The sequence below is a fragment of the Microbacterium sp. GXS0129 genome (genome assembly GCF_044769785.1).
GTDB classification, from domain to species: domain Bacteria; phylum Actinomycetota; class Actinomycetes; order Actinomycetales; family Microbacteriaceae; genus Microbacterium; species Microbacterium nymphoidis.
On the sequence record NZ_JBIZVZ010000002.1, the window covers coordinates 363,187 to 378,126 of the forward strand.

A 14,940-nucleotide genomic window follows, 5' to 3' on the forward strand; every position below is an offset into this window, starting at 1 on the left:
GCGAGCATTCCGAAGGTCATGAGCTCTGGGTCGCCTCGGTGCCAGGAACTCTTCCGACCGCCGCGCGACGAAGATGAAGAATCGGGTACGGGCGTCCATCACCATCGGTCTCGCTGCGGCCCACCACCTCGAATCCACGGCGTACGTAGAAGCCCAACGCCGCCGGATTCTGCTCGTTCACGTCTACGCGGACCACACCGTGCTCCTCCAGCGCATGTTCGAGCAGCGCCGAGCCGACGCCCTGGCCCGCCGCGTGCGGGGACACGAACAGCATCTCCAGGCCGTCATCGAGTACGCCGGCGAATCCGAGCGGCCGCCCTTCGTGCTCAGCCACCGCCAGCGTGACCGCGGGGAAGTACGCGGTGGCGAGGTTGCCCTGGATCCGGGCGAAGTCGGCCGGGTCGAGGAAGTCGTGTGTGTCGCGGACGGCGTCCGCCCAGATCGCCACGAGAGCCGGGAACTCCGACTCCCCCCACACCGGACGGATGACAACGGGGATCGGGCGCCGGATGCTCATCTCCCTATCCTCACATCGACATCAGAAGTCGGCGATCACCAGCTTCTTCATCTGCAGCATGTGCTCAAAGGCTCCCGGTCGTTCCATCAGCTCGCCCATGTTCTCCGGAACGATCTGCCAGCTCACTCCGAACTCATCCGCCAGCCACCCGCACTGCTCAGCTTCGGGCACGGCGCTGAGGGCGTTCCAGTAGGTGTCGATCTCCGTCTGATCGGCGCAGCGGACCTCGAGCGACACTCCGCAGTCGAAGAACCACTCGTGGTCGGTGGCTCCGCCGTCCATCGCCGTGAACCACTGATCGCCGATGCGGAACTCGCTGAACATCACCCGGTCCTCTCCCGGGTACGGTGCCACGGTTCCCACCGCGGCATCGGGGAACAGCGAGGTGTATCGCTCCACGGCCTCTCGTGCGCGCCCATCCGAGCGCCCGACGAAGGTGAGGGACGGGATGATGAACGGGCGCGGATCGCCCGTGGGGTCGGTGAGCATGAGCTGCCAGGTGAAGCCGAACTTGTCCTGCACCCACCCGTATCGCTGGCTGAACGGGTACTCCTGGAGCGGCATCAGCACCTCGCCGCCTTCACTCAGACGCGCCCAGACGGCGTCGAGGGCCTCGCGCGCGGCAGCGGGATCGCCATCGAACATCAGGGGGTCGAAGTTCACCATGAAGGAGATCGACGGGTTGGGGCGGAACTCGGGCCCCGCGTTGATCAGCGTGAACCGGAAGTCGCCCACCGTGACATCCACCGTCAGGACGTCGCCGGCCAACGGCTCCTGGAAGTCGAGCAGCCCCTCCGTGGGGTACCTGCTCGTCACCTGCGCCGAGCCGCCCGGAAGAGCGTCCGCGTAGAACCGGCCCGCCTCCTCGGCCGTGCCGTTACACCAGATGTTGGGAATGATCTTCTGCATGAGGGCCTCCCGCCGTTCGTGGCTCTGAGGGTACGCCGCACCACCGACATTGAACATCCCCCTCCACGGGCACGCCGCTCAGCCGGAGATCTCCTGGTAGGCGGCGAAGAGGAGCGACTCATCCGGAGCCTGTAGCACGGTGGGCCGGGCGATGTCGTCGAGCACGATGAAGCGCAGCATTCCGCCGCGCGACTTCTTGTCGCGCTGCATCGTGGACAGCAGCGATGGCCAGCGGCCGGCGAGGTAAGTGGTCGGCAGCCCGAGGCTCTCGAAGATGTCGCGGTGCACGGCGACCGCGTCGTCGCTCAGTCGTCCGGCCAGCCGTGACAGCTCGGCAGCGAACATCATGCCCACCGAGATCGCTGCGCCATGGCGCCAGCGGTAGCGCTCAGCGTGCTCGATCGCGTGACCGAGCGTGTGGCCGTAGTTGAGGATCTCACGCAGTCCTGCCTCGCGCAGGTCCTCCCCCACGACGTCCGCCTTCATCTGAATGGCGAGCTCGATGCTGCGGCGGAATTCAGCGCTCGTCACGTCGGTCGCACGCTCGGGGTCTGCACGCACGATGTCGAGGATCTCGGGATAGTGGATGAATCCAGCCTTGACGACCTCGGCGTAGCCGGCAACCGCCTCGTTGCGACTCAGCGAGCGCAACAGCTCGAGGTCCGCCACCACGGCGTAGGGCGGCCAGAACGATCCGACCAGGTTCTTGCCCTCGGCCGTGTTCACTCCGGTCTTGCCGCCGACGGACGCGTCCACCATGCCCAGCACCGTCGTCGGCACCTGCACCACGGGGACGCCGCGCAGCCACGTGGCGGCGACGAAGCCGGCGAGGTCCGTGACCGCACCTCCGCCGAAGCCGACCACCGCGTCGGTGCGCGTGAAATCGCTCTGCCCGAGGATCTGCCAGCAGAAGGCGGCCACCTCGATGCGCTTGCCCTGCTCGGCGTCGGGGATCTCGGCCAGCAGCACCTCGCGATCTGCCATCAGCTGCTGGCGCAGCTTCTCGGCCTGGGCGCCCAGGGTCGGCGGGTGGATGATGAGCACCTTGCGGGCGTTGGGCGGCAGCACCGTGCCGAGGTCGGCCAGCAGTCCCTCACCGATCGAGATGTCGTAGCCGGGCTCACCGGAGACGTGGATCGTGGTGGTACTCATGAACGGTTTCCTCTCACCCAGTCGGCGATGCGCTCGACGACGGCCTGGATACGCCCCGTCGAGGTGTCGAAGGTCACGTCGGCGACCTCCTCGTAGAGCGGCCGGCGCTCGTCGCGAATGCGCAGCCAGCGTTGCATCGGGTCCTCACCGGCCAGGAGCGGGCGTCCGCCTCCCGCGATCCGGCCCGCGACGACGCGCGGCTCGACGGTCAGCAGCACGACGTCGTGCTCGCCCAGCAGTTCTCTCGTCGCGGCGGTGAGGACGGCTCCGCCCCCGAGCGCCACCACGCCACCCCCTGCCACGGCCGCGGCCACGGCGAGGCGTTCGAGTTCCCGGAAGTGCGCCTCGCCGTGTTCCGCAAAGATGTCGGGGATGGGCCCGTGCTCGCGCGCGATCACGGCATCCGTGTCGGTGAACGTGCGCTCCAGCACCTTCGCCAGCTTCTTGCCGATGCTGGATTTCCCGGCCCCCATCGGGCCGACCAGCACGACGGCGCGGGGCGTCGGCTCAGACACCGCCGGCCAGCGACGGGTCGCTGACGCCCGCGGTACGAAGGTTCTCCGGGATGGCGGCGAGGTAGCTGTCCAGATTGCGGCGGGTCTCCGCCACCGAGTCTCCGCCGAACTTCTCGAGGATCACGTCCACCAGAGTGATCGCGACCATGGCCTCGGCGACGACTCCTGCCGCCGGCACCGCGGAGATGTCCGAGCGCTGGTGGTGGGCCGAGGACTCCTCACCCGTGGTCACGTCGATGGTGTGCAAAGCGTGCGGCACCGTGGCGATGGGCTTCATGCCTGCCGTCACTCGAAGAACGGTGCCGGTCGACATGCCGCCTTCGACCCCACCGGCCTTGTCGGAGCTCCGGGTGATGCCGTCGGGCGCAGCGTACAGCTCGTCGTGAGCGGCTGAACCACGGCGGGTCGTGGTGACGAACCCGTCACCGATCTCCACCGCCTTGATCGCCTGGATGCTCATCACCGCCTGTGCCAGCTTCGCATCGAGCCGGCGGTCCCACTGGACGTGCGAGCCCAGGCCCGGCGGCAGACCGTAGGCGAGCACTTCGACGGTGCCGCCGACCGTGTCGCCCTTCTTCTTGGCGTCGTCGACCTCAGCCACCATCCGCTCGGAGGTCGCGGCATCGAAGCACCGCAACGGGTCCGCGTCGAGGGCGGCGACATCGTCCGGCGTCGGCAGGGCGGCCCCTTCGGGTACGCGGACCGGCCCCATGGACAGCGTGTGACTCACGAGACGGATGCCGAGATCGGACAGGAAGGACTTCGCGATCGCGCCGAGGGCCACCCGGGCAGCCGTCTCGCGTGCGCTCGCGCGCTCCAGGATGGGACGCGCGTCGTCGAAGCCGTACTTCTGCATGCCCACCAGGTCCGCGTGTCCCGGACGCGGACGGGTGAGCGCGGCGCCGCGGCCCCGTGACATCTCGGTGAGCTCCACCGGCTCAGGGCTCATGACCTCGGTCCACTTCGGCCATTCGGTGTTGCCGATGCGCACGGCGATGGGGCTGCCCAGCGAATAGCCGTGACGAACACCACCGGACAGGTGCAACTCGTCCGCCTCGAACTTCATGCGCGAACCGCGGCCGTAGCCGAGCTTGCGGCGAGCGAGGTCGCCGCGGATGTCGTCCAGATCGATGCGGACGCCCGCGGGCAGGCCCTCCATCATGGCGACGAGTTCAGGACCGTGGGATTCACCGGCGGTGAGGACGCGAAGCATTCCCCTAGTCTCCCATGAGCGCCGAGCGCATCGCGTCCAAGATGACGCTCTCCGACTCCAGTGGCTCGGCCACCTGACCGGTGACGAAGATCCGTACCTGCAGCAGCGCCTGATGCAGCAGCATCTGCACCCCGGACGCGGCGGGGAGCCCCAACGCCATCCAGGCCTCCCCCAGCTGCGTGGGCCACGGGGCATACACGGCGTCGACGAGCGCACCACCGTGCTGGGCGAGCACGCCGGCGATCGTATCGTCGATGCTCGTGCCTCCCGGCAGCGTGGCGATAGTCGCGTCCACGTCGCCGAGGCCGGCGTGGGCGTCGAGCGGGCGCACGGAAACCGACAGGCCCATGTCCGCGGCCAGATCCACAAGCGGAGCCGCCTTCTGGGGGCGTCGGGCGACGATCTCCAGCTCCCGCGCGCCGGCCTCGGCCAGCGCGATCACGGCCGACACCGCAGTGGCACCGGCCCCGATGATGCGGGCCCGCTCGGGCGCCTCGACGCCGTTCTCGCGCAGCGCTCCGATGAAGCCGCCGATGTCCGTGTTGAAGGCGGCCGGCTCATCACCGGTGAGCAGCAGGGTGTTGGCGACGCCGGTGCGCATGGCTCGGGCGTCCCGCGATCCCGCGGTCCGCCACGCCGACTCCTTGAGCGGCATCGTGAGCGACAGACCGCGCAGCTCCCGGCGCGCCGTCACGAGCTCCCGGTCGAAGCTCACCTCATTCACCTGTCGACGGCCGTACTCCCAGTCCAGGCCCAGCGCCCGATATGCGGCAAGGTGCAACTGGGGAGACCTGCTGTGGGCGATGGGGTCACCCCAGACTTCGAGGCGCTGCATCAGTAGCACCCGCTGTCGGGGTTCTCCTCGCACCACTGGTGCCACTTCTCCTCGTTCGCCTGCTGTTCGGCGTACGTCGTGGCGAACAGGGTCTCGCCGGTGTCGAGGTTCACGGTCACGAAGTAGAACCACGGCCCCTCGGCCGGGTTCAGCGCTGCCGCGATGGCCGCATCGCCGGGGCTGGAGATCGGACCCGCTGGCAGGCCCGGGTGCAGGTAGGTGTTGTAGGGGTTGTCGTTCTCACGATCCGCATCGCTCGTGGACACCACCCCAAGGGTCAGCTTCCCGACGCCGTACTGCACAGTCGAGTCCATCTGCAGCAGTCCATGCGTCTCGGTGTTCGACGGCTCGAGGCGGTTGTAGATGACGCGCGCGACCTTGGGGAAGTCGTCCGTGCGGCCCTCTCGCTGCACGATCGACGCGATCGTCAGGATTTCCTGGCGCTTCTCCGCCGGCACGCCAGCCTCGTCGAGGGCCTGGACCATGCGGTTCACGAGGGTCTGGATGGCGTCGTGCGCCGAGGTGCCCGGCTCCAGCGTGTACGTCGCCGGGAACAGCCACCCCTCCAGCGACGCGGCGGACACGCCGAACTGCGAGGGGTCGGCCGCGGCCGCCTTGACCTCATCCACGCTGATCTCCAGGACGCTCGCCAGCTCCTCGTAGATCAGTGCGGTGGGCTCACCCTCGCGGATCAGCAGCGTGTTCTCCCGCTTGTTCTCCGGGTTGATCAAAGCCTCGTAGGCGGCCTGGGACGTCATGTGGCTCTTCAGCTCGTACAGCCCCGGGTAGAACTCCTCCGGGTTCGACAGGCCGCGCACGTAGTCGTAGAACGCCCCGCTCGTCTTCGTGACGCCCGCGTTGTACAGCGTGCTGGAGATGTCCAGGCCCGTCTCTCCCGCGCCGATGCTGATCATCACGGGCTCGCCCTCGGTTCCGGCCTCGAAGTCCGCGGGCTCGCTCATGCCGAGCGCATCGCGGATCTGATCGCCGAACACGTTGTACACGGTCACGCCCGCCGCGATGATGCCTCCCAGCACGACGAGCATCACGATGAGGCCCACGAGACAGCCGCGGCGGCGCTTGCGGCGCTTCTGCTTCACATCCGCGGCCGGAACGGGCTCCGCCGCGAACAGGTCTGCCATGTCGGTGAGCCCGTCCCGCGCATCCGCAGTCCCGGCCGCAGCGCGCCGTGTCGGCTGTGCCGACGCCTCGGGCTGTGCCGACGCCTCGGGCTGTGCCTGTGCCCCGGGCTGTGCCTGTGCCCCGGGCTGTGCCTGTGCCCCGGGCTGTGCCGGTGTCCCAGGCTGGACCCCGGGCTGTGCCGCGGGCGCGCCGGACTGCGGGTCTGCAGGAGCAGCCGCAGCGCCAGCGGAGGGGCCGGACGTCATCGGGGCCGGCGCTTCGCCCGCGGGCTGGCCCTCCGATCCGCTCTGCGATCGGGCCGCGGCAGCGCGCGCCTCACGACGCGACATCGGGGCGGACTCGGGCTCGTGGCCAGCCGGATCGGTCACACAGACTCCTGGGGACGGGGTACAGGGAAGCCGGGAAGAGTGCCGGAGCGCTTCTCGGTGTCGATCGCCTGCTGCAGCAGCACGACGGCGGCGACCTGGTCAACGATGCCACGGGTGTCACGTTGCTTGCGACCCGAACTGCGCAATTGGCTGTGCGCGGTCACCGTGGTGAGACGCTCGTCGATAAGACGCACCGGTGTCTCACCGGCGGCCAGCGCGGTCGCGAACTCCCGTGAATCCGCGGTGGAGGGGGTGTCCTCCCCGCGAAGGTTCAAGGGGAGCCCGACGACGATCTCGATCGCGGCCAGTTCGTCGGCGATGGCCAGAACACGCGACACGCTGTGCTCGTCGCGAGGAACGGTCTCCACCGGGGTGGCCAGCATGCCGTCCGGGTCGCAGCGCGCGACGCCGACGCGGGCCTTGCCCACGTCGACGCCCACGCGTACGCCGCGTCGGAAGCCGGTCATGCCCGCCCGAGCTGGTCGCGGATGCCCTGGAGCGCGGACGGCAGTGCCGAAGCGTCGGTGCCGCCACCCTGTGCGAGGTCATCACGCCCGCCGCCGCCACCACCGAGTACACCGGCAGCCGCCTTCGCGAGGATGCCTGCGCGAGCGCCGGCGTCGCGTGCGGCCTGGTTGGTACCCACGATGACGACGGGGCGATCACCCGCGATGCCGCCGAGCGCGACGACCGCCGGGGCGGCACCCAGACGCTCGCGCACGCTGTTCACCAGCGCACGCACATCGTCCGCCGAGCCGACCGCACCGACATCGGCGGTCACCACGCGATACGAGCCCACCGTCGTCGCCGTCTCCGCCAGCGCCGGAACACGGTCGGCGAGAGCGCGAGCTTCGAAGGCCGCGATCTTCTTCTCGGCGGCCTTCAGTCCCGCAGACAGCTCGGCGACCCGGGTGAGAACCTGATCGCGGGGCGCCTTCAGCGTGCTGGTGAGCTCAGCCACGAGAGCGCGCTCAGCCGTGAGCTCGCGGAAGGCATCCCGCCCGACGAGAGCCTCGACGCGACGGTTGGAAGCACCGACCGAGGACTCGCCGATGAGGCTGACCAGCCCGATCTCGGCACTGTTGGACACGTGAGTACCGGCACAGAGTTCGCGAGACCACGGACCGCCGATGTCGACCATCCGCACCTCGGAGCCGTACTTCTCGCCGAACAGCGCCATCGCACCGGCAGCCTTGGCCTCGTCCAGCGACATGATGCGGGTGGTGACTTCCAGCCCGTCGCTGATCGCGTTGTTCGTGATCTCCTCGATCTCCGTCTTCGTCTCGGCGGAGAGGGCCTGACTCCACGAGAAGTCGAAGCGCATGTAGCCGGCACGGTTGAGCGAGCCGGACTGCGTGGCCGACTTGCCGAGGGTGTCGCGCAGCGCAGCGTGCACGAGGTGGGTGGCCGAGTGCGCCTGTCGCGCGGCACGACGATTCAGCGCGTCCACGACCGAGGTGGCGGGGGCGTCCACCGACACCTCGCCGCTGACGACCTCCACCGTGTGACTGATCAGACCGGGAACCGGCTTCTGCACGTCCAGGACGTCCAGCTCATAGCCGGGGCCGACGATGGTGCCCTTGTCGGCGACCTGTCCGCCCGACTCGGCGTAGAGCGCGGTCTCTGCGAGGATCACTTCGGCGATCTGGCCGGCCGAGGCGCGGTCGACGCTCTGCCCGTCCACGAGGATGCCCAGCACCCGCGAGCCCGTCTCCATCTCGGTGTAGCCCGTGAAGACGGTCTCGCCCTGGGCGCGGTACTCCCGGTACACCGACACGTCGGCGATGGCACGCTTGCGTGACTTCGCGTCCGCCTTGGCGCGGGCGCGCTGCTCCTGCATGAGCGTGTCGAAGGCGCCGCGGTCCACGGTGAGGCCCGCCTCCTCCGCGATCTCCAGCGTGAGGTCGATCGGGAACCCGTAGGTGTCGTGCAACAGGAAGGCTTCGTCGCCCGCGATAGCGGACTTTCCGGCGTTCTTGGTCTCGGCGACGGCCTCGTCGAGGATGGCGGAGCCCGCAGCCAGCGTGCGCAGGAAGGTCTCCTCCTCCGCGTAGGCGTACGTCGAGATGCGCTCCCAGTCGCTCTCCAGCACCGGGTACCCGGCCTTCATTGCATCCCGCGAAACCGGGAACAGCTCCGGGAAGGTGGGGCCGTCGACGCCGAGAAGGCGCATCGAGCGGATCGTGCGGCGCATGAGGCGGCGAAGGATGTATCCGCGGCCCTCGTTGGACGGCGTGACGCCGTCGGAGAGCAGCATCAAAGCGGAGCGCACGTGGTCGGCCACCACACGGAAGCGGACATCGTCCTCGTGCGAGGCGCCGTACGCGCGGCCGCTCAGCGCGACCGCCTTGTCGAGCACGGGACGAACCTGATCGGTCTCGTACATGTTCTCGACGCCCTGCTTGATGAAGGCGACACGCTCCAGGCCCATGCCGGTGTCGATGTTCTTGTGCGGCAGCTCGCCCACGATGTCGAAGTCGACCTTGGAGCGGACATTGGCGATGAGGTCCTGCATGAACACGAGGTTCCAGATCTCCAGGTACCGCGTGTCGTCCACGAGCGGACCGCCCTCGGGGCCATATGCGGGACCGCGATCGTAGTAGATCTCCGAGCACGGACCACCGGGGCCGGGCTGACCGGTGTGCCAGTAGTTGTCCTCCTTGCCCATGCGCTGGATGCGCTCTGGCGGGAGTCCCGCGATGCTCTGCCAGAGCTCAGCGGCCTCGTCATCGGTCTCGAACACGGTCACCCACAGCGAGTCCGGGGCGAAGCCCAGACCGCCGTCTTCCTCGGCGGAGGTGAGCAGCTCCCACGCGAAGCGGATCGCGCCCTCCTTGAAGTAGTCGCCGAAGGACCAGTTGCCGAGCATCTGGAAGAACGTGCCGTGGCGCGCGGTCTTGCCGACCTCCTCGATGTCGTTCGTGCGGATGCACTTCTGCACGTCGGCCGCGCGCGGGTACGGCGCCGGAACCACTCCGGTCAGATACGGGATGAACGGCACCATGCCCGCGATCGTGAACAGGATCGAGGGGTCGTCGCTCACCAGGGAGGCCGACGGAACGATGGTGTGGTTCTGACGCTCGAAGTAGTCGAGGTAGCGCTGGGCGATCTCAGCGGTCTTCATGGAAAAGGGCTCGTCCTTTAGTTCTTCAGTGGGAATGTCTGCATCGGCCGGAGCCGGCTCAGTCCGCGTTGCGCTTGGCCTCGTCGACGATGGCCACGAGCTCCGCCTCCTGCTCGCGGTACGCCTCGCTCATGCGCTCCGTGAACTCGGTGATCCGGGCATCCAGCTCGGCGAGCGCCTCACGCCCGCGGGGATCCTTGTTGACGAAGTGCGCGGCGACGAAGCCCGCCGCGATTCCGACCAGGAACCAGAGCAGCTTCTTCATGATTCGCCTTTCGATGTGTTCGTCCGTGCACGATGGCACGAGGAGCGGGTGACCCGCGGCATCCCTCCATCGTAGACGGCGATGGGGCCACGGACGACGAAGGGGCGCCGGGATATCCCGACGCCCCTTCGAAGGTGCTGTGATCAGCGAGCTGCGTAGTACTCGACGACGAGCTGGACTTCACAGGTCACGGGAACCTCGGCACGCTTCGGGCGACGCTCGAGCTTCGCCTGCAGCTTGTCGAGCTCCACCGAGAGGTAGCCCGGAACCGGGGGCAGGACGTCGGCGTGACCGCCGGCGGCTGCGACCTGGAACGGCTCGAGGCCCTCGCTCTTGGCCTTGACGTGAATCGTCTGACCCGGCTTCACGCGGAAGGACGGGCGGTCGACGAGCTTGCCGTCGACGAGGATGTGACGGTGCACGACAAGCTGGCGGGCCTGTGCGGTGGTGCGGGCGAAACCGGCACGGAGCACGAGCGCGTCCAGACGGACCTCGAGCAGCTCGACCAGGTTCTCACCGGTCAGACCCTCGATGCGGCGAGCCTCGTTGAAGGCGATGCGAAGCTGCTTCTCGCGGATGCCGTACTGGGCACGCAGACGCTGCTTCTCGCGCAGACGGACGGCGTAGTCGCTGTCAGCCTTGCGCTTGGTGCGACCGTGCTCACCGGGAGCGTAGGGACGCTTCTCGAGGATACGGGCGGCCTTCGGGGTGAGGGCGATGCCGAGCGAGCGCGACAGGCGCGCCTTGCTACGGGTACGGGACTTCGTCGACACGAAGTCTCCTTTCCTGGGACGTGGTCGTGACGTTCACGACTCACGGACGTATCTCCACTCCCTCGCCCGCCTGGTGCGCACGCCGGGGCGCGCCATACGGTGATGCAGAGGAAGGGGATGCCCGATATCGGTAGATCGAGCCGATCGATTCTACCAGATGGAGAACGCCTGCTGTACGGCGTCGGCAGGGGCCGTCATCCCTCGAGGATGCGCCGGATGCGCTCGAGACGCGCCTGTACATCCCGCTCCGCGCCGAGGGCTTTCGGGTTGTAGTAGCGCTTCCCCACGAGTTCGTCGGGAAGGTACTGCTGGGCGGCCACCCCCACCTCGGTGTCGTGCGGATACACGTAGCCCTTGCCGTGTCCGAGACGCTTCGCACCGGCATAGTGCGCATCGCGCAGATGCAGGGGCACGCGCCCGAAACCGCCCCCGCGCACATCGGCGATGGCCGCGTCGATCGCCGTGTACGCGGCGTTTGATTTCGCGGTGGTGGCGAGGTAGATGGTTGCCTCCGCGAGCGGGATACGCCCCTCGGGCATGCCGATGAACGCCACGGCATCGGCGGCGGCCACCGCGATCTGCAGTGCCTGCGGATCCGCGAGGCCGATGTCCTCGGCGGCGGAGATCACGAGACGACGGGCAATGAAGCGCGGGTCCTCCCCCGCCTCGATCATGCGGGCGAGGTAGTGGATGGCGGCGTCGGGGTCCGACCCCCGGATCGACTTGATGAAGGCGCTGATGACGTCGTAGTGCTCGTCGCCCTGGCGGTCGTACCGCAGCAGCGCCCGATCCACTGCCTGCGCCACCACGTCGGCGGTGACCACGGCCGTGCCGTCTTCTCCCACCTCGGCCACCGTGGCAGCAGCCTCCAGCGCGGTGAGCGCGCGACGGGCATCTCCCGAGGCGAGGTGTACGAGGGCGGCCACCGCGTCATCCTCGATGCGAACCACATCCGCCAGACCGCGGGGGTCCGTGACGGCGCGGCGCACGAGGACGGCGAGGTCTTCGTCGGTCAGCTGCTGAAGAGTGAGCAGCAGAGAGCGCGAGAGCAACGGGGAGATGATCGAGAAGGACGGGTTCTCCGTCGTGGCTGCGATCAGGATCACCCAGCCGTTCTCGACGCCAGGCAGCAGCGCGTCCTGCTGCGCCTTGGTGAAGCGGTGGATCTCATCCAGGAACAAGATGGTGGTGCGACCGTACAGGTCGCGCTGGTCCAGCGCCTCCTGCATGACTTCGCGAACGTCCCTCACCCCGGCGGTGATGGCGGAGAGCTCCACGAATCGTCGGCCGGAAGAGCGCGCGATGGCCTGCGCGAGCGTGGTCTTCCCGGTGCCCGGAGGCCCCCAGAGGATCACGGAGACCGCGCCTGGACTGGCATCCGGGTCGGCCAGCTTCACCAGCGGGGCGCCCGGGCGCAGGAGATGCTGCTGGCCGGCGACCTCGTCCAGCGAGGTGGGCCGCATCCGCACGGCCAGCGGCGTCTGCCCCTGGTGCAGCGCGGTGGGTCGGTTCATCCTCCCAGGCTAGTCCGGGTCACCGACACCGGGCCCGGCAGCCGGCGCCGGCCGACCCGTCCCGAGCAGACGCACCGGCGTTTTGCCGCCCCGCCGTGCCACTCAGTAGGCTCATGCCCAGTGCGCCCGCCGGGGCGCCGTCTACAGGAGGTGGCGCGTGGCGTCTGGAGGCAAGTCTGCTCGTGAGGAGCGCGACCGTCAGCGTGCGGCACGGGAGCGCGCTCGCGTCTACGAGGCGCGTGTTCAGGTCCACCAGCAGCGTGCTGCCCGCCGTCGCCGCGACAACATCATCGCCGGCATCGTCGGCGGCCTGATCGTGCTGGGAGTGTTCGGCTCACAGGCCGCGTACTTCGTCGCCGGCCCGGGCGCACCGGTTCCCACGCCGTCACCGACCGCCAGCGTCGCTCCGAGCGGTTCGCCCGCTCCCAGCGGTTCGCCCGCTCCCAGCGGTGAGCCGACACCCGTCGCCAGCCCAGAGGTGAGCGCTTCGCCGACGACCGCCCCCACGCCGTCCTCGACTCCCGCTCCGTCGACATCACCGAAGCCGACCGCGAGCCCCTCACCGACGAAGTAACACCGCCACCGCACCGACGACGTCGGCACGAAGACCTCGCCGGCGAAACCGGCACGAAGGCCTGCCCGCCGACATAGGCACGAAGGCCTCGCCGCCGACGTCGTCACGAAGAGCTCGCCGACGAAACCGCACGGACATCGTCGTCGGGCGCCGTCACGATGCGTCGGCTGCACCCGTCGGGGGCCGGCACTGATACAAACTCGCGCATGAAAAGCCACGGACGCGATGGGCCGGTTCGTTCCGACGCGCCCAGCGCACTGTGCGCGAGCGGATGCTCGTATTAGGCTGGTGTGGTCCTTTCCGCCTCCACACGGCACAGCCGCGCAAGGAGTTTCACGTGTCTGCCACAGATTCCGCCAACAACGAGACCCCGGCCACCGAAGCCGCCGACGCCTCTGTCGAGAACGCTTCGCTGGAGAACGCCCCGCTCGAAGCAGGTGATCAGGCCGAGACCGTCGACACCGATGCGGCAGCTGCCGCCCCTGCCGCCGAAGTTCCCGCAGAAGAGGACGCAGCTCCCGCAGAAGAGGACGCAGCGCCCGCGGAGGACGCAGCTCCCGCAGAAGAGGACGCAGCGCCCGCCGACGCCGCAGCACCCATCGAGGACGCCGCATCCACCGACGCCGCAGCACCCACCGACGCCGCCGCACCCACCGAGTACTCGTCCTCCAGCGATGCAGCCCCGGCAGCGGACGCGGCGGGGACCGAGGCCCCCGCCCCCGCCCCCGCACCCGGACCGCGCGCTGTGCCGTCCCCGGCATCGATCCGCCCGCGCCCGGTCACTCCGGCGGGCTCCGACTCGTCGGAGTTCGGTCGCGCGGAGGCGGACGGAACCGTCTCGGTGCTCGAGGGAGACCAGTGGCGAGTCGTGGGTCAGTACCCCGACGGGACGCCCGCCGAGGCCCTCGCCTACTTCCGTCGCAAGTTCGACGACCTGGAGTTCAAGGTCCGCAACCTCGAGCAGCGCCACGCCGGTGGCGGCGCCGCTGCTTCCGAGCTCACGGGCCAGTCGCGCCACCTGCTCGGTGAGGTGCGCGGGGCAGACGCCGTCGGTGACCTCCTCGGTCTCGCCGGCCGGCTGGAGGCACTCATCGCCGCGCTCAGCGAGGCCAGCGCAGAGGAGGCCAAGGCGCAGCGCGAAGCTGTCGCTCAGGCCATCGCCGACCGCACGGTCGTCGTCGAGAAGGCCGAAGCGCTTGCCGCCCGCGACCCGCAGACGGTGCAGTGGAAGCAGACCTCCGCAGACCTGTCCGCGCTGTTCGACGAGTGGCAGGCTCAGCAGGCCAACGGCCCGCGCCTGCCGAAGAACACCGCCCAGGAGCTCTGGAAGCGATTCCGCACCGCGCGCAGCACGGTGGAGAAGCACCGCCGCGAGTTCTTCGCGAAGCTCGATGAGACCCACAAGGCCGCTCGCGATGGCAAGACCAAGCTGGTCGAGCGTGCCGAGGCCCTGGTGGCGCGTGGCGAAGAGGGCATCCCCGCCTACCGCGCGCTCCTGGACGAGTGGAAGAACGCCGGCCGTGCGGGTCGCAAGGTGGATGACGCGCTGTGGGCCCGTTTCAAGGCCGCCGGTGACGCCCTCTACGGCGCACGCAGCGAGCGAGACGCCGCCGAGCAGGCCGAGTCGCAGCCCCGCATCGAAGCGCGTCAGGCGCTGCTGGTGGAGGCGAAGGCCGTCGCGGACGAGTCCGACCTGCGCAAGGCCCGCCAGCTTCTCACCGGCATTCAGCGCCGGTGGGATGAGGTCGGTCGCATCTTCCCGCGCGACAAGGAGCGTCAGCTGGACGATGAGATGCGTCGTATCGAGCAGGCGCTGCGTGCTCGCGAGGATGTCGACTGGAAGAAGAACGACCCGGAGACCCAGGCTCGTGCAGATGGCATGAACCGTCAGCTGCTCGATGCCATCGAGAAGCTCGAGTCCGAGGTGGCCGCAGCAGAGGCAGCCGGCAACACCAAGAAGGCCGCTGAAGCCCGCGAAGCGCTGGAGGCGCGCCGTGCATGGCTGAAGGCCATCGGCGGCTGAGACCGACGATCTGAA

Annotated in this window: 13 protein-coding genes and 1 pseudogene; 2 read left to right on the top strand and 12 right to left on the bottom strand. The window is 69.0% G+C overall.

What is annotated here, in order from left to right:
• Positions 1-16 precede the first annotated feature (16 nt).
• The 12 genes and pseudogenes from ACIQJ5_RS08135 to ACIQJ5_RS08190 form a co-directional block, all read right to left on the bottom strand.
• Positions 17-517 (bottom strand): GNAT family N-acetyltransferase, encoded by a 501-nt coding sequence (locus ACIQJ5_RS08135; protein WP_402842716.1) that lies wholly within the window; start codon positions 515-517, stop codon positions 17-19.
• Positions 518-538: 21 nt separating this feature from the next.
• On the bottom strand, positions 539-1,426 hold the full coding sequence (locus ACIQJ5_RS08140; RefSeq protein WP_402842719.1) for a VOC family protein: 888 nt from the start codon (positions 1,424-1,426) through the stop codon (positions 539-541).
• 78 nt (positions 1,427-1,504) lie between these two features.
• Positions 1,505-2,578: a 3-dehydroquinate synthase gene (gene aroB / locus ACIQJ5_RS08145; protein ID WP_231090214.1), complete on the bottom strand. Its 1,074-nt coding sequence runs from the start codon at positions 2,576-2,578 to the stop codon at positions 1,505-1,507.
• Entirely contained in the window at positions 2,575-3,093 is a 519-nt protein-coding gene (locus ACIQJ5_RS08150; protein ID WP_231090215.1) for a shikimate kinase, read from the bottom strand. The genes aroB and ACIQJ5_RS08150 overlap by 4 nt, the downstream gene beginning before the upstream one ends.
• Positions 3,086-4,306, bottom strand: coding sequence for a chorismate synthase (gene aroC, locus ACIQJ5_RS08155; RefSeq protein ID WP_402842724.1), 1,221 nt, complete (start codon positions 4,304-4,306; stop codon positions 3,086-3,088). The genes ACIQJ5_RS08150 and aroC overlap by 8 nt, the downstream gene beginning before the upstream one ends.
• Positions 4,307-4,886: 580 nt before the next feature.
• Positions 4,887-5,141: pseudogene (locus tag ACIQJ5_RS08160) on the bottom strand (shikimate dehydrogenase); the annotation flags it as partial.
• Positions 5,141-6,652, bottom strand: coding sequence for an endolytic transglycosylase MltG (mltG, locus tag ACIQJ5_RS08165; protein WP_402842727.1), 1,512 nt, complete (start codon positions 6,650-6,652; stop codon positions 5,141-5,143). The gene mltG and the pseudogene ACIQJ5_RS08160, both read right to left, overlap by 1 nt.
• Complete coding sequence (ruvX, locus tag ACIQJ5_RS08170) at positions 6,649-7,119, bottom strand: Holliday junction resolvase RuvX (RefSeq protein ID WP_231090218.1); 471 nt, start codon at positions 7,117-7,119, stop codon at positions 6,649-6,651. Before ruvX ends, mltG begins: the two co-directional genes overlap by 4 nt.
• The gene (alaS, locus tag ACIQJ5_RS08175; RefSeq protein WP_231090219.1) at positions 7,116-9,776 is read right to left on the bottom strand and encodes an alanine--tRNA ligase; all 2,661 of its coding nucleotides are present in this window, start codon (positions 9,774-9,776) and stop codon (positions 7,116-7,118) included. The genes ruvX and alaS overlap by 4 nt, the downstream gene beginning before the upstream one ends.
• Before the next feature lie 58 nt (positions 9,777-9,834).
• On the bottom strand, positions 9,835-10,041 hold the full coding sequence (locus ACIQJ5_RS08180) for an ATPase (protein WP_231090220.1): 207 nt from the start codon (positions 10,039-10,041) through the stop codon (positions 9,835-9,837).
• 143 nt (positions 10,042-10,184) lie between these two features.
• The gene (gene rpsD / locus ACIQJ5_RS08185) at positions 10,185-10,814 is read right to left on the bottom strand and encodes a 30S ribosomal protein S4 (protein WP_231090221.1); all 630 of its coding nucleotides are present in this window, start codon (positions 10,812-10,814) and stop codon (positions 10,185-10,187) included.
• Positions 10,815-11,008: 194 nt separating this feature from the next.
• Entirely contained in the window at positions 11,009-12,328 is a 1,320-nt protein-coding gene (locus ACIQJ5_RS08190; protein WP_402842732.1) for a replication-associated recombination protein A, read from the bottom strand.
• Positions 12,329-12,485: 157 nt separating this feature from the next.
• Here ACIQJ5_RS08190 and ACIQJ5_RS08195 point away from each other — a divergent pair, with 157 nt between their 5' ends.
• Together ACIQJ5_RS08195 and ACIQJ5_RS08200 are read left to right on the top strand one after the other, a co-directional pair.
• Positions 12,486-12,902: a dioxygenase gene (locus ACIQJ5_RS08195; RefSeq protein ID WP_269142776.1), complete on the top strand. Its 417-nt coding sequence runs from the start codon at positions 12,486-12,488 to the stop codon at positions 12,900-12,902.
• Between the two features lie 337 nt (positions 12,903-13,239).
• On the top strand, positions 13,240-14,925 hold the full coding sequence (locus ACIQJ5_RS08200; protein WP_402842735.1) for a DUF349 domain-containing protein: 1,686 nt from the start codon (positions 13,240-13,242) through the stop codon (positions 14,923-14,925).
• Positions 14,926-14,940 lie beyond the last annotated feature (15 nt).